The sequence below is a fragment of the Acidovorax carolinensis genome (assembly GCF_002157145.1).
Classification (GTDB): Bacteria; Pseudomonadota; Gammaproteobacteria; order Burkholderiales; family Burkholderiaceae_C; genus Acidovorax; species Acidovorax carolinensis.
Genome location: NZ_CP021361.1, coordinates 1,499,173 through 1,519,946, shown reverse-complemented (window position 1 = coordinate 1,519,946; position 20,774 = coordinate 1,499,173). Strand labels below are relative to the sequence as shown.

20 protein-coding genes are annotated in these 20,774 nt (G+C 65.8%); 8 read left to right on the top strand and 12 right to left on the bottom strand.

Annotation, left to right across the window (positions count from 1 at the left end; genetic code table 11):
* The first annotated feature begins 409 nt into the window (after window positions 1-409).
* The 8 genes from fliE to CBP34_RS07095 all read left to right on the top strand — a co-directional run bounded on the left by fliE (window position 410) and on the right by CBP34_RS07095 (window position 8,867).
* A complete protein-coding gene (gene fliE, locus CBP34_RS07125; RefSeq protein ID WP_026435761.1) occupies window positions 410-718 on the top strand; it encodes a flagellar hook-basal body complex protein FliE in 309 nt (102 codons plus the stop codon).
* Window positions 719-751: 33 nt separating this feature from the next.
* Window positions 752-1,000 carry a hypothetical protein gene (locus tag CBP34_RS19575; protein WP_162143883.1) on the top strand — a complete coding sequence of 83 codons (249 nt, stop codon included), beginning with the start codon at window positions 752-754 and terminating at the stop codon, window positions 998-1,000.
* A 13-nt stretch (window positions 1,001-1,013) separates the two neighbouring features.
* The gene (locus tag CBP34_RS07120; protein ID WP_204246710.1) at window positions 1,014-2,159 is read left to right on the top strand and encodes an acetate/propionate family kinase; all 1,146 of its coding nucleotides are present in this window, start codon (window positions 1,014-1,016) and stop codon (window positions 2,157-2,159) included.
* Between the two features lie 213 nt (window positions 2,160-2,372).
* Window positions 2,373-2,825, top strand: a complete 453-nt coding sequence (locus CBP34_RS07115) for a MerR family transcriptional regulator (protein WP_005794607.1) — start codon at window positions 2,373-2,375, stop codon at window positions 2,823-2,825.
* A 153-nt stretch (window positions 2,826-2,978) separates the two neighbouring features.
* Window positions 2,979-4,307: an SAM-dependent methyltransferase gene (locus CBP34_RS07110; RefSeq protein WP_094097663.1), complete on the top strand. Its 1,329-nt coding sequence runs from the start codon at window positions 2,979-2,981 to the stop codon at window positions 4,305-4,307.
* A 266-nt stretch (window positions 4,308-4,573) separates the two neighbouring features.
* Window positions 4,574-4,972 carry a hypothetical protein gene (locus CBP34_RS07105; RefSeq protein WP_026435764.1) on the top strand — a complete coding sequence of 133 codons (399 nt, stop codon included), beginning with the start codon at window positions 4,574-4,576 and terminating at the stop codon, window positions 4,970-4,972.
* A gap of 106 nt (window positions 4,973-5,078) precedes the next feature.
* Window positions 5,079-7,499: a phosphoketolase family protein gene (locus tag CBP34_RS07100; protein ID WP_086911991.1), complete on the top strand. Its 2,421-nt coding sequence runs from the start codon at window positions 5,079-5,081 to the stop codon at window positions 7,497-7,499.
* Window positions 7,500-7,604: 105 nt separating this feature from the next.
* On the top strand, window positions 7,605-8,867 hold the full coding sequence (locus tag CBP34_RS07095; RefSeq protein ID WP_005794599.1) for a hypothetical protein: 1,263 nt from the start codon (window positions 7,605-7,607) through the stop codon (window positions 8,865-8,867).
* Window positions 8,868-8,932: 65 nt separating this feature from the next.
* Here CBP34_RS07095 and CBP34_RS07090 read toward each other — a convergent pair whose 3' ends face one another.
* The 12 genes from CBP34_RS07090 to CBP34_RS07035 form a co-directional block, all read right to left on the bottom strand.
* On the bottom strand, window positions 8,933-9,976 hold the full coding sequence (locus CBP34_RS07090) for a type II glyceraldehyde-3-phosphate dehydrogenase (protein ID WP_026435765.1): 1,044 nt from the start codon (window positions 9,974-9,976) through the stop codon (window positions 8,933-8,935).
* A 27-nt stretch (window positions 9,977-10,003) separates the two neighbouring features.
* The gene (locus CBP34_RS07085; protein WP_026435766.1) at window positions 10,004-11,536 is read right to left on the bottom strand and encodes an ABC1 kinase family protein; all 1,533 of its coding nucleotides are present in this window, start codon (window positions 11,534-11,536) and stop codon (window positions 10,004-10,006) included.
* An 86-nt stretch (window positions 11,537-11,622) separates the two neighbouring features.
* The gene (locus CBP34_RS07080; RefSeq protein WP_026435767.1) at window positions 11,623-12,654 is read right to left on the bottom strand and encodes a hydroxyacid dehydrogenase; all 1,032 of its coding nucleotides are present in this window, start codon (window positions 12,652-12,654) and stop codon (window positions 11,623-11,625) included.
* On the bottom strand, window positions 12,651-12,905 hold the full coding sequence (locus tag CBP34_RS07075; RefSeq protein WP_009516033.1) for a hypothetical protein: 255 nt from the start codon (window positions 12,903-12,905) through the stop codon (window positions 12,651-12,653). Before CBP34_RS07075 ends, CBP34_RS07080 begins: the two co-directional genes overlap by 4 nt.
* On the bottom strand, window positions 12,902-13,546 hold the full coding sequence (locus CBP34_RS07070; RefSeq protein ID WP_003121541.1) for a DUF6629 family protein: 645 nt from the start codon (window positions 13,544-13,546) through the stop codon (window positions 12,902-12,904). The genes CBP34_RS07075 and CBP34_RS07070 overlap by 4 nt, the downstream gene beginning before the upstream one ends.
* Window positions 13,547-13,599: 53 nt before the next feature.
* On the bottom strand, window positions 13,600-14,499 hold the full coding sequence (locus tag CBP34_RS07065) for a ribose-phosphate pyrophosphokinase (RefSeq protein ID WP_086911990.1): 900 nt from the start codon (window positions 14,497-14,499) through the stop codon (window positions 13,600-13,602).
* The gene (locus CBP34_RS07060; RefSeq protein ID WP_086911989.1) at window positions 14,496-16,037 is read right to left on the bottom strand and encodes a thymidine phosphorylase family protein; all 1,542 of its coding nucleotides are present in this window, start codon (window positions 16,035-16,037) and stop codon (window positions 14,496-14,498) included. The genes CBP34_RS07065 and CBP34_RS07060 overlap by 4 nt, the downstream gene beginning before the upstream one ends.
* Window positions 16,034-17,392: an MBL fold metallo-hydrolase gene (locus CBP34_RS07055; protein WP_086911988.1), complete on the bottom strand. Its 1,359-nt coding sequence runs from the start codon at window positions 17,390-17,392 to the stop codon at window positions 16,034-16,036. The genes CBP34_RS07060 and CBP34_RS07055 overlap by 4 nt, the downstream gene beginning before the upstream one ends.
* A 25-nt stretch (window positions 17,393-17,417) precedes the next feature.
* Complete coding sequence (locus CBP34_RS07050) at window positions 17,418-17,915, bottom strand: TPM domain-containing protein (RefSeq protein WP_086911987.1); 498 nt, start codon at window positions 17,913-17,915, stop codon at window positions 17,418-17,420.
* A 1-nt stretch (window position 17,916) separates the two neighbouring features.
* Complete coding sequence (locus CBP34_RS07045) at window positions 17,917-18,822, bottom strand: TPM domain-containing protein (RefSeq protein ID WP_086911986.1); 906 nt, start codon at window positions 18,820-18,822, stop codon at window positions 17,917-17,919.
* Window position 18,823: 1 nt separating this feature from the next.
* Complete coding sequence (locus tag CBP34_RS07040) at window positions 18,824-19,435, bottom strand: LemA family protein (RefSeq protein ID WP_086911985.1); 612 nt, start codon at window positions 19,433-19,435, stop codon at window positions 18,824-18,826.
* The gene (locus CBP34_RS07035) at window positions 19,432-20,760 is read right to left on the bottom strand and encodes an MFS transporter (protein ID WP_035241126.1); all 1,329 of its coding nucleotides are present in this window, start codon (window positions 20,758-20,760) and stop codon (window positions 19,432-19,434) included. Before CBP34_RS07035 ends, CBP34_RS07040 begins: the two co-directional genes overlap by 4 nt.
* Window positions 20,761-20,774: the final 14 nt, after the last annotated feature.

Below are 20,774 nucleotides of genomic sequence, written 5' to 3'. Positions count from 1 at the left end.
CTTCTCGCGTCAGTGGCCGCTTCCACTGCGCTCCCGGGTGTCGGAGCTGAAGATCCGTTATCTGCCCGACAGCCAACTGGAGCAGAACCACGCGTCCAGGAGCCGCTTTGGCTCCAGCATCAAACCGTTGCTGGAGATTGCGCAACGGCCGTAGACCACGCTCCCTTTGCGTGGCACCTGCCAACCTTCATGCTTTGCGGTGCGCACCACTACGCGTACCGGCAACTCACGGCGATGTCGGCAAGATGACGTTTCTGTTATCCATAGCTGTGCAATTGAACGACTGACGCACCAGTTGCAGGGCTTCTTGATCGGCTGGCGACACTTACTATTTCGTATCGATCGCTGGTCTCGATCTCCAGCAAAAAAGGCCCCTCATAACCTCCGTCAGTTCGACAATGGACACACCATGAACGTCACCACAAACTCGCTTGACGCACTACTGCCATTCAATCCGGTGGGCAAGTTGGTGTCCAAAGCATCCACAGTTCAAGACGGTGGATTTTTGGACGCGATGAAGCAAGCGTTAGCGACCACGAGCCAATTGCAAAGTGAATCTGGGCGCCTGAGCCGCGAGGTCACCTTAGACAACCCCACTGTCAGTCTTGAAGAAACGATGCTTGCAGGAGTCAAGTCGAACATTGCATTTCAGGCCACGCTGCAGAGCCGAAACCGAATTGTTCAGGCTTACACCGATGTAATGAACATGCAGGTCTGATGCTCGGAAGGCGAAGCAGTACAAATGCAGGTAATGAGCGCACTCGTTGCTGAAATCGCCGGCTCACGTGGCGAACAAGCTGGAGTTGGAGCCTTTTTGACAAAGGCCCCTCCAGCTTTGACTGCTGATCGCCTGAAGAGCCGTTTTAGTACCGGGGTGTTGGAGCACCGAGCCCATGAACTGGGCTGGTGGCTCCATGCGCTGCTCGCACTGTGTGTTGTCCTGTTGTACTGGCTGGCTCATACTGCCGAGGCCGGCAGTCGCGACGTCGATCTGCACTGACGGCGACCAAGACATGCACATCCTAGCCATCAACGCCGGCAGTGCGACCCTCAAGTTCGGGGTTTTCGACCCGGCATCGGCCACGACTGTGATCGAGTCGACGATCGACCATCCCGCAGTTGATGTCGCGGCGTTTGACGAGATCGAGCAGCGAGTACGAAGGTCCGGCGTGACGTCGCTCGATGCCATCGGCCACCGTGTCGCACACGGTGGCCCCTTCTTGCGCGAGGCGGCTTTCGTGGACGCGAAAGTCGAGCACGAGATCGACCAGGCTGCTGCGCTGGCGCCGCAGCACAACCCCGTTGCACTGGCCGGCATCCGCATCGCGCGCGAGCGTTGGCCAGGCGTGCGCCACGTGGCGGTCTTCGACACCGCTTTTCATGCCGGCATGCCAGAACACGCCTCATGCTATGCCGTTCCGCAGTCATGGCGCGCAGTTGGGGTGCGGCGATTCGGGTTTCATGGCCTGTCGCACCAGAGCGTACTGGCGGCTGTCAGTTCCGCGTTGATGCGGCCTCCATCCGAACTGCGCATCGTGAGCTGCCACATCGGCAATGGGGCAAGTGTCTGCGCGATCGACCGTGGCCGCTCTGTCGACACCTCGATGGGGATGACGGCCCTGGAAGGTCTGGTGATGGGCACACGCAGCGGGGACCTCGACCCCGGCGTGCCAGGCTATGTCGCGCGTACCCTGGGCTTGTCACTGGTGCAAATCGAAGCGGCGCTTTACAGCGACAGTGGACTGAAGGCGTTGTCGGGTGTGGGCTCGGACCTGCGCGAGATCGAGAGTCGCGCGCGGGATGGTCATGCTGCTGCCCAAATGGCGTTGCAGGTCCATGCCTACCGCGTGCGCAAGTACATCGGTGCCTACGCCGCGGCGATGGGCGGCTGCGATGCGGTGGCTTTCACTGGCGGAGCAGGGGAAAACTCCCCGACGCTGCGTTGCCGCATTCTGGACGGCTTGGAATTCCTTGGCCTGCATCTGGACGAGGAGCGCAATCTCGCCTTCAGTCCGGCATCCGAAGTCGCCCAGCTTCAGGCGTCAAGGTCCTCGGTCGCGGTGCTGGCCGTGCGTGCGCGCGAACAGTGGGTGATCGCGCACGAGACTGCCAGGTTGTTGAATGGTTCGGTAAGTGCCGAACACGAAATCGATGAATAGGGAGAGCACCGTGGTCAGCAACAGCCCCGCTTTCGGCGTCGCCCACAAGCCGGTCCACCCCTGTCACCGTGTTCTGCCGGTTGTACTTCCGAAAGCGCACGGACAATGGGATCACAGCCGATCAAACACCCACGCTCTTGACCTATGTGCGGCACCTGGGTTCAAACTCCTGCCATGCGTTTCGACGCGAGACTACCCCGCTGGAGAACGGTGATGCAACTCATTGAATGCGCCCGGGAGGCAGGTGTGACCCCAGACACGCTGCGCCATTACCTGCGGGTTGGCCTCCTGGTGCCGGATGGTCGCGGCGCGAACGGCTATCGCGCGTTCTCCGAGCGCAGCGTGGCGCGGGTGCGGTTCATCCGCAACGCATTGGCGCTCGGCTTCACGCTCAAGGACGCCGCGGAGTTCGTTGAGATGAGTCAACGCGGAACATCTCCTTGTCCGCGCGCTCGGGCGCTGCTGAGCGAGCGGCTTGACGAACAGGCTCGACGACTGAAGGAAGCGACGGAGCTGCATCTGCGCATGCAGCAGGCAGACCGCGACTGGACGCGACTCCCTGACGGAGTACCGGATGGCCATTCCGTCTGCAGTCTGATCGAAGGAGCGGCAGCGGACGTTCAGCGCAAATCTGTGCGAGCGAAGTCTAGTCGTGTACGCGCATGACCGACTTTGATCGATTTTGATATTCCCAGACATCATGAGGCTCTACGGACATGCAAAAAAGTGGCGTTGGTCATGTCGATCGTGCCGGCGCGAAAAAGAGTCGTCTGCCTACATCGCAGCTTGCGCTGCACACGAGCAACTGAGGTGCCCCAGATGAACCAATCCAAGACACTTGCGCAACCCCCGTCACCAGACATGAATGCCGCCGCGCTGCGCATCCTGCGCCGGTTGCTGGCCGGCATCGAGCGCCAGCCGGCGTTGCGTCTGGGCGATGTGCTCCTGCACGAGTTCGAGTCGCATCCAGAGTACACCCTGATCATCCGCGACCCGGGTCTTCTTCGACGCCTTGTCCTGCGGCCGGATCCGCTGCTGCTGGCGGAGGCCTACTTCCGCGGCACCATCGACATCGAAGGAGACCTGTACACCGCGCTTGGGCTCAAGGCGCACTTCGAGAAGTTCTCGCTCTCCTGGCGCGACAAGCTGGCCCTGTTGCGCGACGCTCTGATACTGCGCGTGTCTGACCAGGATGGTTTGAAACCATCGCGGAGTCTGGCCTCGCGCGTTGCCCGCCGCTACTCCCATCGACATTCGCGCCAAACCGACCGAGCAGCAATTTCGTTCCACTACGACGTTTCAAACGTGTTCTATGGTCTCTGGCTCGATGCCGAGAGAGTCTATTCCTGCGCCTACTTCGAGACGCCGGACGACACGCTGGACCAGGCGCAGTGCAACAAGCTGGAGCACATCTGCCGCAAGCTGCGGCTGCAGCCCGGCGAACGTCTGCTCGACATCGGCTGCGGCTGGGGCGCGCTCGTGTGCTGGGCGGCACGAGAACATGGCGTCCGCGCGCACGGCATCACTCTCAGCCAGCAGCAGCTCGAATACGCGCGCGAGCGCATCCGATCAGAAGGCTTGCAGGACCTCGTCACGGTTGAGCTGCACGACTACCGTGACCTCGAGGGCACTGCCGTATTCGACAAGGTGTCCAGCATCGGCATGTTCGAGCATGTGGGCCTCGCTAATCTGCCGGCCTACTACGCCGTAGTGCAGCGTGTTTTGCGGCCGGGCGGGCTCTTCCTCAACCATGGGATCACCCATGACGAAGAGGGCTGGAACCGAACTGTCGCGACCGAGTTCATCAACCGCTATGTCTTCCCTGACGGCGAATTGGACTGCGTGAGCAACATCCAGCTCGGGATGGAGCGGTCCGGCTTCGAAATCCATGATGTCGAAGGTCTTCGATCCCACTACGCGCTGACGTTGCGTCATTGGGTTCAGCGACTCGAAGCGCGCCGAGAGGAGGCCCTGCAGGAAGTCGATGAGGTGACCTTCCGCGTCTGGCGCCTGTACATGGCGGCATGCGCGCTGGAATTCGAGGCGGGCGGCACAGGGATCTACCAGATCGTAGCGTCCAAACGAGACGACGGAAGATGGCCCGTTCCTTTGACGCGCCGCGATCTTTACTCGGGTACTACCCCATGAACGCCAATGACGGTGCGCGAACGATGAGCAGACCCGCTGACCGGTTTGCGCGAGTTGTATTCTTCTGCCCGATGCAGGTCAATGTGAGGGCGTGGAGGTGGACGGTCAGCAGACCTGCGTTCGCCCTATCCGCAGTTCGGCTTCGCGTGGTCGCAGTGACGCGGTCGCCGCAGCGATGGTACGCCGTGAGCCGCCGACAAGCACGCCGAGACGCCCGCCGACACAGCGCGGTGGCACCTCTGCGCACGCAGGCGCCGCGCACCTCCATGTCGCTGTTCATGGCCTGCGGCGTCTGGCTCGTCAGGCTGGGCGCCTACTTCGTGTTCCTGCGGCCGGCGCTGCTGCCCGAGGATCCGCGCTTCATCAGCGTGCCGCTGGATCGGCTTCGTGGATTGGCACCCGGTCTGGAGGCATGGCGGCGAATCGTGTTCACGGTGATGGGCGGCTTCATGACGGGCGCGTGCGTACTGATCGTCCACCTGGCGCGCATGGCCATGCGCGAGCGGCAAGGCGGTACCGGCGGGGCCGTCGCGTTCTCCGGGCTTGTGACGGTCGGGCTGATGAGTGCGATGGACTTCGTCCTCCACTCGGACTTCCGCTGGGTGCTATTGCTGCCTGCCTTGCTGTGGGCCGTGGCCGCGGTGCTATATGCGAGGCAGGTCTGACGTGCCCAGCGCCATGCCATTCGTTTCTGCGCCGGCGATCCGAGACGCCGGCGTTCCCAACCCCACCGACGCTCGTCATTGCGGGTCGGTTCCAAGGACCTTCAAAATGAATCACAACCTCCCCTGGGTCGCCGAGCGGGTGCGACTGTTCCGCGAATTCGATCCCGAGTTCGCGCGCTGGGCGCGCGGGCATGGCCCCATCGCCCACAACGACCTCACGCAGCTGCGAATCCACGACCTCGCACAGGTGCTGGTCGCCGAAGGCAAGGCGAGCGACACATCCGCGATCTACCGCACGCTGTGGGCCGCAGACCGATTGGCCGTGGCCGGGATGTGGCTAACGGTTCACATGACCTATGCCGATCGGGTCTATACCGACGGCCGGGAAATGGCGGCCGAGGACTTCAAGGAGACGCCTGAAGGCCACACCGGCGGATCACTGAACATCGTGCCGGCCTATGTCGGCTACCTTGCCGCGAACGCGCTCAGCGGCCTGACACGCGGCTGGCTGATGGGTCAAGGCCATTGCGTGGCGGGCATCGACGCCTGCAACCTGCTTGTTGGCAACATGACGCCGCGCCACGCCGAGCGGTACGACCGAAGCGAGAACGGCCTTACGCGCTTCGCTCGGGACTTCTACAGCTACGCGATCGACGCGCAGGGGCGCCCGGCCTCGCCGCTGGGCAGCCACGTCGGCCCGAACACGGCAGGCGGCCTGTCCGAGGGGGGCTATCTCGGCTTTGCCGAACTGCAGTACGTGCACATGCCCCTGCCCGGCGAACGGCTGGTGGTGTTCCTCAGCGACGGTGCATTCGAGGAGCAGCGCGGCAGCGACTGGGCGCCGCGCTGGTGGCGCGCCGAGGACAGTGGATTCGTGGCTCCGTTCATGATCCTCAACGGCCGTCGCATTGAGCAGCGCAGCACCATGCAGCAGCAGGGCGGCCTCGAATGGTTCCAGCAGCATCTGCGCCTGAACGGCTTCGACCCTATGGAGATCGACGGCACCGACCCCGCCGCATTCGCCTGGGCCATCCACGCGATGGAGGAACGGCTGGCGGCCTGCGCTACGGGGGTTTCGCGTGGAACCGTTCAGTACCCGGTGCCACTTCACTACACCATCGCCGAAGCGCCCAAAGGATTCGGTTTTCCCGGTGCCGGAACCAACGCCGCGCACAACCTGCCGCTGGCGGGCAATCCCCGTCTCGACCCGTCAGCACGGCAGCAGTTCAACGAGGGCGCGCGCGCGTTGTTTGTACCGCCGGGTGAAATCGACCAAGCGGTGGCCCTGCTCTGCAGGCATGAGGTGCAGCGCCGTCCCCTTGAGCGGGAGCATGCCCTAGCGCATCGCCAGGTCGCAGCGCCGAGGCTTCCGGAGCCGCAGTGGCACGACAACGATGTCTCGCCGATGGGCGCGCTCGACGGGGCCTTCGCCGCAATCATCAAGGCCAATACTCAACTGCGCCCGCGCGTCGGCAATCCCGACGAGCTGCGCAGCAACCGCATGGGCCAGACCTTGGACCTGCTCAAACACCGCGTCTTCACGCCCGAACCGGGCTTGGCTGAAGCCGTGGATGGTGCCGTGATCACGGCCCTCAACGAAGAGGCTGTGGTCAGTGCGGCGCTGGGTAACAAGGGCGGCATCAACCTCGTTGTTTCTTACGAGGCCTTTGCCGTGAAGATGCTGGGTGCACTGCGGCAGGAAATCCTGTTCGCGCGCCACCAGGCGGAGGCCGGCATGCCTCCGGGCTGGCTGTCGGTAGTGACGGTGGCGACATCCCACACCTGGGAGAACGGCAAAAACGAGCAGTCCCATCAGGACCCGACACTGGCCGAAGCGCTGCTGGGCGAGATGTCCGACACCGCACGTGTGTTGTTCCCGGTGGATGCCAACAGTGCCGTCGCGGCGCTGCGAGCCGCCTACACCTCGCATGGCCAGTTCTGGACACTGGTCGTTCCAAAGCGGGCCATGGCCAGCCAACTGAGCGGCGAACAGGCCCAGCGTCTGGCCGATGAGGGTGCCTGCGTGGTGAAGCCCTGCGACGCACCCGATGTCTTGCTGGTCGCCATCGGTGCGTACCAGCTACAGCAGGCGCTGCTCGCGGCGCGGCGGCTGGACGACGCCGGGCATCGGACGGCAGTCACCTGCGTCATCGAGCCGGGCCGCTTCCGGCTGCCACGCGACGAGCGCGAGCGGGCTTTCGTGGCGGGCGACGCGGCATTGCGCTCGCTGTTCCCGGACACCGCTGCGGTGCGCGTCATCGTCTCGCACATGCGGCCGGAGCCGACGCTGGGCCTGTTGCGCCGCATCGATACAGGGCCTCGGCAGACCCGTGCACTGGGCTACCAGGCGCGCGGTGGGACGCTCGACGTTGCCGGCATGCTGTTCGCGAACCGCTGCACGTGGGCGCACGTCGCGACCGAGGCAGCGCAGGCGCTCGGCGTCGATCCCGCGAGCATATTGACCGCCGAGGAGTTGGCCGCGGTGGGAGGCCACGGCGACCCGCGGGCGGTGATGGTCTCGGCATGATTCCCCTGTTCTCCCCATAGGGACAAGAATAACGTCGTTTCCGGCGCCGATCGGTACGAGGCCGTGGTCCAATTGGAACCCTGTGCCCGCCCATTTATCGAGACCATGTCCCACGCGCTTGAAACTCTCATCGGTCACTGGAAAGCCGATCCGCTGAGCACCTACAACACCTGGTTCCTTTGGGAAGAACGGCTGAAGAACTTCCGCTCGATTCGCCGCGGCCTGGCGCAGGTGGTCAAGGACATCGATGCGGGCACCTTCGGTAGCGCATTCCGCGGTTCCTCGCTCGAAACGGTGGTCGGCTCGGTGGCAGAGCAGCGCCAGATCTTCAAGGGGGCAGACCATGCATTCCTGTGGAAGCCCAAGCTGCGCATTCCCGACATCTACGAGAACGCGACCAACCAACAGGCCTTTGCCCGGTTGTTGCACACCTGCGACTGCTGCAACAGCGCAGAGGAAGTGATCGAAGCAATACGGCGGATCGACGCTCGTCAGATCAAGGGTCTGGGCCCCGCCGTGGCGAATCTCCTGTACTTCGTTCACCCCACGATCGTGATGCCGTTCAACACCGCGATCGTGAAGGGCTACAACGCGGTCACGGGCAGCAGCGTCAAGCTCGGCAAGTGGGAGCACTACCTCTCGATGCGCGAAGGCGGCCTTCGCCTCAATGCCCAGCACCGCAACGCGTTGTCGAACGACATGGGGGCACTGGCTGGGCTGCTGTTCGACATCGGCTCGGGCCGGTACGCGGCGCCACCGCGCGATGACGATGCGGCCGCCCTCCAGGGCTGGGAGGCCGATCTCGAAAAGGTGCGCGAGGAATCGGCCGCGGCCCACAAACGCTGGGCCGCGGAGCGCGAGAGCGACGCGACCCACACCGAAATTCAGGGATGGCTGCGCGACCTGGGCAAGTCGCTCGGCTACGGTGTCTGGATTGCGTCCAACGATCAGGGGCGCAGTTATCAGGGAGGTCGCCTTGGAGACGGCTGTCTGACGCAGCTCCCCGCGCAGGCCCGGGCCGGTCTGGACTCTGTTCGCCTGATCGACGTCATTTGGGTGGAGGCCGACGGCTCGAAGGTCGCCGCTGCCTTCGAGGTCGAGCACTCGACCTCGATCTATTCCGGCATCGTGCGCATGCTCGACCTGGCCTTGGGAACGGAACTGGGAGCGGGCGTATCGATGTTCCTGGTGGCGCCGGACGCTCGCCGCGAGGATGTCCGCAGCCAGTTGCGTCGGCCGGCATTCACGCGGGTGGCGGAGCTGGGAATTCGCTACCTCCCCTACAGCGAGCTTGGCGCGCATCGCGATGCGATCGGCAGATTCGGCTCAGGCCTAAAGCCGTTGAACGAGATATCGCACCTGCTGTGATGCACGGTCGTCGAGGCACGATCGGCACCAGCGGCAGAATGTACCGCCCAAGCGTGAATCGACGCCTAGTCGCGGTCGTGGATGAAGTCGTGCCGCAAGCCGAGTGCGGCATCCGTCCGAGCGATTGACGCTGACGGATCGGACTCGATGCCGCTCAGCGCGCGGATCGCATCGATGGTTTCGGGAATCACGATCGCCTGGTTGAAGACCTGGTAGGTGTAGTACGCTTGGTCGCCATCTACCGCGAGGACGTCCTCCCACAGGGCGACCTCCCACATGTCGCCGCGCGGGCGGCCAAGATCGGACATCAGCTCCACCGTACTGTTGAGTGCCACGAGGCCATCCGAGGAACGCACGAACGCGATCCGTGGTGCCGCACGGAAGGCCGCCAGCACCTCGTCGCGCGTGGCCGGCCTCGTCAGTTCGACCCACCAGGTGTGCAGGTGGCTGCTGTTGTGCGGCGCCTTGACCGCGATCGTGACGACGTCCAGGTCCGGGATCACAGTGCGCGCGTCCGGTCCCTGATGGCTGGGGATCGTCTTCTCCGGCACGAGCGTGTTAATGATGCCCTCAGCATGCGCTTCCCAGGGGTCGGATGCGCGGCGGATGAGCGTGCCGCGTGCACGCTTGAGCAGGCCGGCCGTCCGCAGCGCCCCCAGCGTTCGCACGATGGACGTGGTGTTGCAGGAGACCACGCGAGTGGACTCGCGGCCGATGGCCGACGCATAGTTCGCTTGCGCGACGAATGAGTGCCCCGTCAGCGCATGAGACTCACCACCGTGGAAGATCGACTTCACGCCGGCCGCGGCGTACACCTCTTTGTTGACCGCAGCGACTTTCTTGGGCGTGCAGTCGACCACGACATCGGCCTTCGCGAGCAGTTCTGCCAGATTGCCCGCCAAAGCAAGACCTGCGGCGCGCATCGCTCCTTCAGCTTCAAAGGTTGCCGCGTGGATGGCGAAGCCGCGCTGCGCGGCGACCTGTAGTCGATAGTCGTGCACCACGTCTGCGACGCCGGCAAGTGCCATGTCCTCCTGGAGCGCGACCGCGTCTGCCACCCGCTTGCCGATCACACCGTACCCGTTCACCGCCACTCTGACCTTGTTCATTCCTTGCTCCTGACTTGATGAGACGCGTCAGCCACGGCTGCGCGCAATGAAAAACGTGAACCGGATCGCCAGCGCATAGCCCAGCAGCGCGAGCACCGGCATGTCGCCCCAGCGAGGGCCTACGGCGTGCTGCATCAGCAAGCTTGACGCGATGTACAGGCCCAGCGTCACGAGCGCGAGGGCGATGCGGCGGCCGAGGCGGTCGATACCGCTCAGCATCCGGGCGTCGGGCTTGATCGACAGTTGCAGCAACTCACGCTGCCGCAGTACGCTGTGCAGGCGCCGCGCCAGCAGCGTGGGCAGGGCGTGGGCCGCGTTCCCCAGTTCATAGGGCAGACGCTGCGATGCCGCAGACTTGGGCTCGTCGAAGACGCCCGTGGTCGTGTGGCGAGAGATGGCTTCGATGATGGAAAACTCGGGTGCCAGCAGGCGCACCGTCCCTTCGAGCAACAACAGGGTACGCGTGAGCACGAGGAGGTCCCTGGGCAGCCGGACTTCCTGGGTCCGGCCCGCCGCCACGAGCTGCGCGAGAGCACCTGAGAGCGACCAGTCCTTCAGCGGCCTCTGTGCGCAGTCTGCGACCAGGGCACGCACGACAGGCACGAACACGGCCCGATCGGTGCCGTCGCCGAGCAGGCCCAGGTCCAGCCAGGCGTCGACCACCCATTCGGCATCCTGCTCGACGAAGGCCAGGGCGAACGCCACCAGCGCCCGCCGCATGTTGCCGTCGACCCGGCCCACGATGCCGAAGTCGTGCAGGCAGATGCGGCCATCGTCCATCACGAAGACGTTGCCGGGATGGGGGTCGCCGTGGAAGAAGCCATCGCGGAAGATCTGGGCGACGTAGCTGTCCACGAGTTTGCCCGCGGCCGCCACCGCGGTGGGCGAAGGCAGACCGTGCAGGTGAGCTCCGTGGCTGAACTGCTGGACCATGACGGTCGGCGTGCACAGGCCGTCCACCACGTCGGGGATCACGATGTCGGCAGAGCCGCGCCAGGCGTCGGCGAAACGTCGCACGGAAGCTGCCTCGCGCGACAAATCCATCTCGTAGCGGAAGTTGGCCGCAACCTCGTCCACGATGGCTGCCAGCCCCCAGCGACGCAGCGAGGGCACGAGCCCCTGCATGACCAGGACGATGCGGCGCAGGATGCGCATGTCGATCTCGGCCTGCTCGGCCGCGCCAGGGCGGCGGATCTTCACCACCACTTCCGTTCCGTCCGGCAGGGCTGCACGATGAATCTGGGCGATCGAGGCCGCGGCGAGCGCGTGCATGTCGAAGCGTGCGAAGACCTGCTGCCATGGGCGGCCGAGCGCCGCCTCGACCTCCTGGACCGCCTGCTCGGGAGGAAACGGCGCCACATTGGCCTGCAGGCTGGCCAGAGCCTCTTGCGCATCGGGCGCCAGAATGTCGGCCCGCAGGCTGAGATGCTGGCCCAGCTTCACGAAGGTCGTGCCCAATCGCTGCAGCACTTCGGCGAAGCGGTCGGCCGCCCGGTGGGTATCGCAGCGCATCAGGCCCCGGTGCCAGGCCACCCAGAGCAGGAACCCGCTCAGGGCCATAGCGATCTGCGTGGCCCGGCGCAGCGCCGAGCGTTGCGTTGGGCGGCCCGCAAGACGCACGGTGGAAACGGGGCGGTTCGGTCGCGTCATGGCTCATCCAACCTGTTGCGCAGGCGGCCCGCATGCCAGGCTGCGATGTTCGAGATGGTCTCGTCGAGGATGCGCGCGATCGCCTCCGACGTATTGAACCCGACATGCGGTGTCACGAGCACACGCGGATGCGTCAGCAGTGGGCTGGATGCCGACCAGCCGGTATCGCAACCCAGTCCGCCGCAGCCCGTGGGCACTTCGGGAGACAGATCCCCTTCCTGTTCCAGCACGTCCAGTCCTGCTGCGGCGACGGTACCTGCCTCCAGTGCGTGCAGCAGGGCGGCCTCGTCGATGAGCGCACCCCGTGCCGTGTTGATCAGTACCATGCCCGGTTTCATGCGCGCGAAGGCCTGGCCATCGAGAAGGTGGTGCGTGGCCTGCGTGGCCGGAACATGAAGGCTCAGAACATCGCTGCTTTGCAGGATCTGCTCCCACGTCACCACGCGGACGCCGGCGATGGGTGCTGCCGTGATGTCGAGCGATGGGGCGAGGGCCGGGTCGTACGCGAGAACTTCCATGCCGAAGCCCAGGGCGATACGGGCCACGTGGCGCCCGATCCGGCCCAGCCCGACGATGCCCAGCGTCTTGCCTTCCAGCTCGAAGCCGGTGAGGCCGCGGTAAGCGAACGAACCTTGGCGCGCCCGCTCGTGGGCTTGTGTCAGATGGCGAGCCACGCCCAGCAGCAGCGCGAAGGCATGTTCGGCGACGCTGGCAGACCCATAGTCCGGCACGTGGCACACGGCAATGCCGCGTCGGCGGCAAGCCTGCAGGTCGATGTGATCGAAGCCCGCGGAGCGCGTTGCCACGAGCCGCACGCGCGGCAGCAACCGGAGCACCGATTCGTCAACGCGCGTGCGCACGAAGACGCACAGCACCTCGGTGTCTTCATCGCCGACATCGGATACCACCAGGCGTTCGTTCTGGACGAAGTGCGCGTGCCAGTGGGTCGGAAGCCTTTGCTGCAGCGCGGCCTGGTCCGCCGGTGCGATGTCGGAGAACAGAACGGACAGACGGTTTTGTGCGGTCATGAGCCCTCCTCGATTACCCGGTGCAGGGACAGGATGCAGAACGCGGCGATGAAGTGCCCGGTCTTGGTGCCTTGCGCGAGTTCCGCTTGCGCGAATACCGTCGGCAGCCGGCCGGCGACCGCATCGCGCATGGTCTCGAATCCGTCGAGCAACTGAACCGTGAAGAACGCCGCGCGGCGCATCGGGCCCTGCGTGCGGCCGCAGTCCGCGTAGGCCAGTGCGGGCTTGAATCTGGCCGGAGGATTCGTCATGGCACGGCCAGCCTCGCTCGGGGCTCACGGAACTGCCACAGCACGATGAAGCTGAGCACAGCGGCAAAGAAGCACCACACCGAGATGAACCAGGTTGCATAGAACATGTAGGCGGCGATTGCGGAGACAAAGGCGGCCACCCCAAAAGCCGCCACGCGCCGGTGGCTAGAAACCATCAGGCTTGCGCAGGTGCCGATCAGATACAGGGCCATCGTGGTCATCACGTAGAAGTGCGGAGAGTCGTAGAGGATGTGCTGGCCGACCACGCGGGCCGTGATGGGCAGCTTCACCAGCATCGCCAGCAGGTACAGACCGACGAGCGCGCCCGCGACTGCAATGGCCACCAGAACCCGACGGCGCCAACGGACGCTCTCCAGCGCCAGCGCAGCCAGCGGGACGTAGATCGGCCACAGGACGTGCGAGAAGAACGAGTAGAGATGCGTTAGCGCCACGTTCAGCAAGGGCGCGCGGTCGGGGAACGTCAGCCACAGCATGCCTTCGAGCAGTTGCTGGACCCCGAACAGCAGCGGGATGGCGGCATACGGCAGTTCGCGCCGTGAGCGGGCCCGGCGCATGGTGACGGTCCCCAGGCCCAGCAGAACCGCTGCGGCCGTGAAACTGGCGGGTGCGGAAAAGCACATGGGCAGTCATCTCCCCTCGATCGTGAGCGTCATGACGAGCGTGGCGCAGCGGCTCATGGCGCGCCGACTTCCATCAGTTCCTGCACCGCTGTCGCCAGCGGTGCCACCACGCTGATGCCGTTGGAGACATGCGGCACGGTGTCGCAGGTCACCACCCGCTGGGGCCCTGCCGCAAGAAGTGCGTGGTACGCGTCGGCGGCGAACAGGGCGTGCACCCCGATGCACACCGGTGGCGGCAATCCCACGCTGCGCACACTGACGATTGCCTGGATCATCGTGCGCGCGCTGGACACGATGTCATCGATGAGCACGGGCTGGCGGTCTGCCAGGGCCGCGGTGTCGGGAAGGCTGACCTCCACGTCCTTGTCGCCCCGGCGGATCTTCTGCAACACCGTGAACGGCGCGCCAGCCAAGCGCGCGACTTCCTGGACCCATTGCTCGCTTTCCGCATCGGGTCCGATCAACACGGGACGGTCCACATGGGCTGCGACCCAGGCCGCGATGGCGGGCGCGGACTGGACCACACGGGTCGGCACCCGGTAGACCTCGCCGAGCGAGCGGTAGCGGTGCAGATGGGGATCGACGGTGACGATACCGTCGAACACCGTCGACACCAGCGCAGCGAACGTGCGGGACGTGATGGCTTCGCCCGTGTTGAAGCGCCGGTCCTGACGCAGGTACGCCAGGTACGGGGCAGCCAGCAACACGCGGGTGGCGCCGAGGTCGCGCGCTGCGTCCGCGGCGAACAACAAGGGCAGCGCCTTGGCGTCCGGCTGTGCCAGGCTGGCCACGATCACGACGGTGCGGCCGGTGACGTCGGCGTCCAGCCGCACCAGCGACTCGCCGTCCGGGAACCGGTGCAGCTGCAGGGCAGCCCGCTGCGCGCCCAACGCCCGGATCAGTCCATCGGCGAAGTCTTCGTCGCCCGGCAGGTGAAAAATGAGTGGTTTCATACGTTCTCTGAAATCTGGAAGATCGGTGGGCGCGCGCGGACGAACTCCAGGGCATAGGCCAGTTCGCCTGGTGCCTGGGCATGCAGCGTGAACAGCGGCTGTCCGGCTTCGACGCGATCGCCAAGGCGCGCGTGCACATCGATGCCGGCGGCCGGGGCGGTCGGCGCACCGGCGAGCTTGGCCGCCCGCGCGAGCAGGCGGTTGTCGATGCGGGTGACACGGCCCGTGCCCGGCGATTCGACGGTGTGCAGATGCGCCGCCATCGGGAGGCTGCGAAGGCCGCCCTGCTCAGAGCAGATTGCCTGGAACTTGGCCCAGGCCCGGCCATCGGCCAGCACCTCGGTGGCGAGCTTCAGGCCGCCGCCGGCCGGCGCCGCGCCGCCCATTTCGAGGATGTCCGCCGCCAGCCGCAGCGCCCGCTCTCGCAGGTCGGCCGGGGCCTCGCGCGTCCCTTGCAGGACGGCCAGCACGTCGCGGGCTTCCAGTGCGGGACCGATCCCGCGGCCAACCGGCTGTTCGCCGTCGGTGACGCGCAAGAACACCTGCAGGCCTATGGCGCCACCCACCTCCTGCAGGCGCCGGCCGAGCGACGCCGCGGCGTGTGCGCTGCGCACTTTCGCGGTGGCGCCCACGGGCAGATCGATCAGCACATGGGTCGAACCCGCAGCGGCCTTCTTGGACAGGACCGAGGCCACGAGCTGCCCTTCGCTGTCGAGATCGAGTGGCCGCTCGACGCGGATAAGGATGTCGTCGGCGGGGCTGAGCCGGACCGAGCCGCCCCACACGATGCAGCCGCCCGTGCGCTCGACCACGCGTCGCATGCTCGGCACATCCAGGTTGACCGGTGCCAGCACCTCCATCGTGTCGGCCGTCCCGGCCGGTGAGGTGATGGCGCGCGAGGAGGTCTTGGGCATCATGAGGCCGCAGGCGGTCACGATGGGCACCACGAGCAGGGTCGTGCGATTCCCCGGCAGGCCGCCGACGCAGTGCTTGTCCACGACCAGCGGACGACCCCAATCGATGCGGTCGCCGACGGCGATCATGGCTTTCGTGAGCGAGACCGTCTCCGCCAGGTCAAGGCGATCACCCGCGCAGGCGGTGATGAAGGTGGCGAGGTGCAGGTCCGAGTAACGGCCCGCCGCGACGTCGGAGATGATCGCGCCGAACTGGGCGTCGCCAAGGGAGTTGCCGTAGACCTTGGCCCGGACATGGCTGAGCGAATCCAGCGGTGGCGCATGGGTGACCGCGACCGGCTCACCCGGCTGCGCACCCAGCGATGCCCACGCGGACTCGGACAGACCGGCGACGTTCTCGGCCAGCCAATCACCGTCGACGACACTGAGCGTCGCCACGATGCTTCGGCCGCCGGCCGTCAATTGCACGCGCGCCTGGGTCGTGAAACCCTCCGATCGACAGACCGGGCAATCGCGCCGCATGTAGACCACCGGCTCCTGATAGGTGTCGATGCCCGTGCGCCACGCCTGCAGCCTGTTCCCGGCCTCCTTGGTGCGGCCGGCTTCATGCATTTGCGCTGTCATGCAAGCTCCACGGTCTGCAGGTAGTCGGGCACCGAGACCGCCCAGCCGAGTTCATGGTCGATCCGCGAGCGCATCGCATCGGCCGCTTCGGGCTCGCCGTGCGTCACGAACGTGCGGCGCGGCGTTTGCGTGAAGCCGCGCAGCCACGCGATGATCTCGTCGGCATCGGCATGGGCGGAGAGGTTGTCGAGCGAGGCCACCTCGGCGCGAATCGGCACGTCTTCGCCATGGATGCGAACGGTGGACGCACCATGCAGGATCGCCGCGCCGCGGGTTCCACCCGCCTGGTAACCGGCGAACAGGATCGTGTTGCGCCGATCGGGTGCGAAGGACTTCAGGTGGTGAACCACCCGGCCACCCGTGGCCATGCCGCTGGCGGAGATGATCACCATCGGCCCGCGGCTGGCACTGAGCGCCTTGGACTCCTCGACCTTGTTGACGATCTTCGCGGCGTGGCACATGCCCTCGCACTCCTCGGGCGAGAGCCGATGCTCGTCACGATGGGCGTGATACAGCTGCGTCGCATCGATGGCCATCGGGCTGTCGAGGTACACCGGCAGGTGGTGGATGCGGCCCTGCTTCTTGAGTTGGTAGATGCCATACATCAGGCTTTGGGCGCGGCCGACCGCGAACGCTGGGATGACCACGACACCGCCGCGGGCGGCGGTCTGATTGATCACGGTCTCCAGTTTTTCCAGCGCGTCAGTCTCTTCATGCTTGCGGTTGCCGTAGGTAGACTCCACCAGCAGGTAGTCTGCGCCCGGAACCTGCACCGGCGGGCGCAGCACCGGGTCGTTCGGGCGGCCGATGTCGCCGGAGAAGAGCACCGACCGCTGCCCATCGCTGAGGTGCACGAAGGCGGAGCCGAGCATGTGCCCCGAGGGCTCCAGCCGGGCTGTGAGTCCGGGCAGAGCCTCGAAGGCCTCGGCAAACGGACGCGGTGAGAAAAGCTTCAGGCAGCGCTCGGCATCCTCCCGCGTGTACAGCGGCAACGCGGGCTTGTGCTTGGAGAAGCCGTAGCGGTTGGCGAACTTCGCATCTTCTTCTTGCAAATGACCACTGTCGGTGAGCAGGATCTTGCATAGCTCATGCGTCGCGGACGTGCAATAGACCCGCCCGCGAAAACCCTGCCGCGCCAGCAGCGGCAGGTAGCCGCTGTGATCGATGTGGGCGTGGGTGAGCACGACAGCATCGATCGTCTTGGGCGCGACCGGCAGCGGCTCCCAATTGCGCAGCCGCAGCTGCTTAAAGCCCTGGAACAGGCCGCTGTCCACCAGGATTGTCGAGTCGCCATGGCGCAGGAGGAATTTCGAACCGGTCACGGTGCCCGTGGCACCCAAAAACTGAAGTTGCATGGAAAGTCTCCAAGGATGTTGTCGTTCAAAAAAGAACTGGCCGATCGGGCAACTCGTTTCCGTCGCCCGCGTCGCGCGGAAAGTGCTGCATCAACAGATGGCTGACGGCGGCGATGCCTTCCATGGAACCGGCCTCGAAGTGCCCCTGCGCGAACTGGGCTTCCATGCGCTGGCACACACCTGACCACATGTCGGCACCGCAACAGGCATGGATGCCGCGATCGGCCACGACCTCCACCGCCCGATCGGCCAGCAGCACGTAGATGAGCACGCCGCTGTTATGCGCCGTGTCCCATACGCCCATACGGGCAAACAGATCCAGCGCTCGCTCGCGCGGCGACTGGTCTCGCCACAGCGGCGATCCATCCAGCGCGCCCTCGACCACAAAGCGCAACTGGCCGCCATGCTGGGACTCTCCCGCACGGATGGCTTGCTCGATGGCGTCCAGAGTGCGCGGCGGGAAGGCGCGGCGTACCGCGCCGCCGGTGGTGGCGAGGTGGCGAAGAAGTCGTTGAATGTTCATCTCACCACCGTCCTGAGGCGCCACCGCCACCAAAGCCACCGCCACCGCCGCGGAATCCTCCTCCGCCGCCGCCGAATCCGCCACCAGGCCACCCACCACCCCGATGGTGCCCATGCATGCCGCCGTGGCCGCCCATGCCGATGCCTAGCAGCGTGACGAAGAATCCCGCCAATCCGGCCAGCGCGGCTACCGCGAGGGTGCCCACCACCAGCCACGCCGCAGCACCCAATACCCCGGCTGTGACCACGGCGCCAGGGACCCGACCGAGCGCGTTGCGCAGCAATCCGCCCAGCATCAAAGCCACGATGAACAGGAAGGGCCAGGCCTGGCCGATGTCGTTGGTCCGGCCTTGCCGCCGTGGATCCGCCGCAGGCAGGGCTTCGCCGTCGACGACGCGCATGATCTGTTCGGCGCCTGCCGCGATGCCACCGTCGAAATCGCCCTGGCGAAAGCGCGGCGTGATTACTTCGTCGATGATGCGCCGCGCCACCAGGTCGCTCAGCGCGCCCTCGATGCCGTAGCCAACCTCGATGCGCACGGCGCGATCTTCCTTGGCAACCAGCAGCAGTGCGCCATCGTCCACCTTGCGGCGGCCGAGCTTCCACTGCTCGACCACCCGCATGGCGTACTGCTCGACCGGTTCAGGCCGCGTGGAGCCGACCATCAGCACCGCGATCTGCACGCCCTTGCGTTCCTCGAAGGCACGAAGCTGCGCATCCAGCGAGGCGACCCGATCGGCGGCGAGCGTCCCCGTGAGGTCGGTGACACGCGCCTGCAGCGGCGGAATAGCGACCAGCTCCTGCGCGGACGCGACCACCAGGAACAGGCTCAGCAACAGCCAGACCAACATGCGGGCCAGGCGCAGGTGGGCGGCCGGGTACGGCACCGCTGTTCTCAGCGTGCTCATATCAGGGGCGCGCCGCCGGTGCCGAGGCGCCGAAGTTGACCTGGGGCGGCGTGGCCATCGCCTTCTCGTCGGCGACGGAGAAGTTCGGCTTGACGTCGTAGCTGAACACCTTGGCCGTGATGTTGGTCGGGAAGCTGCGCGTGAGGACGTTGTAGTCCTGCACCACCTTCACATAGCGCCCGCGGGCCACGGTGATGCGGTTCTCGGTGCCTTCAAGCTGCGCGCGCAGTTCCTGGAAGCCCTGGTTGGCTTTGAGCTGCGGGTAGTTCTCGCTCACGACCAGCAGCCTGCTCAGCGCGCCGGACAGCTCGCCCTGCACCGCCTGGAACTTCTGGAACGCCTCGGGGTTGTTGACGAGTTCCGGAGTAGCCTGGATCGAGGTGGCCTTGGCGCGCGCTTCGACGACCCGGGTCAGCGTCTCTTGTTCGAAGTTGGTCTCTCCTTTCACCGTCGCGACGATGTTCGGTATCAGATCTGCGCGTCGCTGGTACTGGTTCAGCACCTCGGACCAGGCAGACTTGGTCTGTTCGTCCAACCGCTGGAAGTCGTTGTAGCCGCATCCGCTCAGCGACAGGGCAAGCGCTGCGAGCAGGGTCGTCAGGATAAGTCTCATGGTTCGGTCTCCGTGGAGGTGGGTGAAGTGGAGGAAGGTGAAGCTGTCAGCAGGGCCGGGTTCGCTGGCCACCACTGCCGGGGAATCAGCAAGAATGCGAGGGTGGCCACGAGCGGGATGGAGAGCCATGCGAAGCTGCTCTGCATGACGGTGCCGAACAGCCAGCCGGCGACTGCCGATCCAAGCGTCTGCCCGAAGCCGGCTGCTGCCGCTAGGCCGCCCATCGCGGTTCCGAGCCGCCGACGTGCGGAGCCTGCGGCGAGGTAGGCAACGGTCGGCAGCACGATACCGGTGCCCGCCGCTGTGAAACTGACGCCAACGTACATCCAGGTCTCGCTGCCATGGCGAGCAAGCACCGCGAGTCCCGCGATACCCAGGACCATGCCGGCAGCCAACATGCGACGGGGATCAGCGCGCTCAAGCAAGCCGGTGAAAAACAGGACCGCGTTGACGCCCAACATCACCAGGCTGCATGCGGCGAACATCCACGACACCTCGCGCGACGTGAGTTCGGGATGACGCTGGCCCTGCAGCACGATGCCGAGTTCAAAGCCAGCGAGCACGAACATGACCACGCCATTGAGCAGCCAGAGCGTGAAGGACCGGCTCTCGGGCGGGCCGTCGTCATCGCTCGGGCCCGCATCCAGAGTGCTGGACGGCGCGGGAAGCGTGGCGGCCAGGCCCAGCATCATCAACGCACCCAGCGCGGCCGAGAGTCCGATCACGAGCTTGGTCGATGACCCCTGCACGAGGGCGGCGAAGACGCCCAAGCCGGCAAGGCGATCCGCGACGGCGTTGAGGCCGGGTCCGAACAGGAACCCGAGCAGCGACATCGCGCCCAACCATGCGAAGCGCTTGGCGCGTATCGCCTGCGGCGTGTACTGCGCGACGAGCGCCGGCACCACGGGCACGACTGCGGCGACAAAGAAGCCCGCAGCGCCGCGCAGCGCATAGATGCCGACCACGCCCACAGATTCGGGGCGCAGCAGCGGAAGCAGGCTCGCCACATAGCCGACCAGCCCGACCAGCAACACGCGGGCGCGTCCCAGCCTGTCCGCCAGCACGCCCCACAGTGGCGCCCCCACAAGGATCCCGGCCGTGTAGATGCCGCTGAGGTAGCCGACATGGCGCGCGAGCACCGCTGGGTCGGCGTCACCCATCAGAGGGCGCAGCCAGTCGGGAATCAAGGGCATCAACGCGCCGTACCCGGCCGAGACAACGAACACGGCCGCCGCCAGCCAGCCCAGCTGAACGACGCCCAGATCGTCCTGACGGGCCAGCCTGGCTTTGGACGGCGGCGATCTCATCGGGCGGCTCTCGACCATGGTGGCTCGCAGCA

Bases quoted from the DNA above. Each gene is read 5' to 3' on its own strand.
- CBP34_RS07040 (WP_086911985.1), bottom strand. From the start codon at position 19,435: ATGAGACTTATCCTGACGACCCTGCTCGCAGCGCTTGCCCTGTCGCTG.
- CBP34_RS19575 (WP_162143883.1), top strand. From the start codon at position 752: ATGAGCGCACTCGTTGCTGAAATCGCCGGCTCACGTGGCGAACAAGCT.
- CBP34_RS07035 (WP_035241126.1), bottom strand. From the start codon at position 20,760: ATGGTCGAGAGCCGCCCGATGAGATCGCCGCCGTCCAAAGCCAGGCTG.
- CBP34_RS07095 (WP_005794599.1), top strand. From the start codon at position 7,605: ATGTCCCACGCGCTTGAAACTCTCATCGGTCACTGGAAAGCCGATCCG.
- CBP34_RS07055 (WP_086911988.1), bottom strand. From the start codon at position 17,392: ATGCAACTTCAGTTTTTGGGTGCCACGGGCACCGTGACCGGTTCGAAA.
- CBP34_RS07050 (WP_086911987.1), bottom strand. From the start codon at position 17,915: ATGAACATTCAACGACTTCTTCGCCACCTCGCCACCACCGGCGGCGCG.
- CBP34_RS07110 (WP_094097663.1), top strand. From the start codon at position 2,979: ATGAACCAATCCAAGACACTTGCGCAACCCCCGTCACCAGACATGAAT.
- CBP34_RS07120 (WP_204246710.1), top strand. From the start codon at position 1,014: ATGCACATCCTAGCCATCAACGCCGGCAGTGCGACCCTCAAGTTCGGG.
- CBP34_RS07075 (WP_009516033.1), bottom strand. From the start codon at position 12,905: ATGACGAATCCTCCGGCCAGATTCAAGCCCGCACTGGCCTACGCGGAC.
- fliE (WP_026435761.1), top strand. From the start codon at position 410: ATGAACGTCACCACAAACTCGCTTGACGCACTACTGCCATTCAATCCG.
- CBP34_RS07100 (WP_086911991.1), top strand. From the start codon at position 5,079: ATGAATCACAACCTCCCCTGGGTCGCCGAGCGGGTGCGACTGTTCCGC.
- CBP34_RS07070 (WP_003121541.1), bottom strand. From the start codon at position 13,546: ATGTGCTTTTCCGCACCCGCCAGTTTCACGGCCGCAGCGGTTCTGCTG.
- CBP34_RS07105 (WP_026435764.1), top strand. From the start codon at position 4,574: ATGTCGCTGTTCATGGCCTGCGGCGTCTGGCTCGTCAGGCTGGGCGCC.
- CBP34_RS07060 (WP_086911989.1), bottom strand. From the start codon at position 16,037: ATGACAGCGCAAATGCATGAAGCCGGCCGCACCAAGGAGGCCGGGAAC.
- CBP34_RS07085 (WP_026435766.1), bottom strand. From the start codon at position 11,536: ATGGCCCTGAGCGGGTTCCTGCTCTGGGTGGCCTGGCACCGGGGCCTG.
- CBP34_RS07080 (WP_026435767.1), bottom strand. From the start codon at position 12,654: ATGACCGCACAAAACCGTCTGTCCGTTCTGTTCTCCGACATCGCACCG.
- CBP34_RS07115 (WP_005794607.1), top strand. From the start codon at position 2,373: ATGCAACTCATTGAATGCGCCCGGGAGGCAGGTGTGACCCCAGACACG.
- CBP34_RS07090 (WP_026435765.1), bottom strand. From the start codon at position 9,976: ATGAACAAGGTCAGAGTGGCGGTGAACGGGTACGGTGTGATCGGCAAG.
- CBP34_RS07065 (WP_086911990.1), bottom strand. From the start codon at position 14,499: ATGAAACCACTCATTTTTCACCTGCCGGGCGACGAAGACTTCGCCGAT.
- CBP34_RS07045 (WP_086911986.1), bottom strand. From the start codon at position 18,822: ATGAGCACGCTGAGAACAGCGGTGCCGTACCCGGCCGCCCACCTGCGC.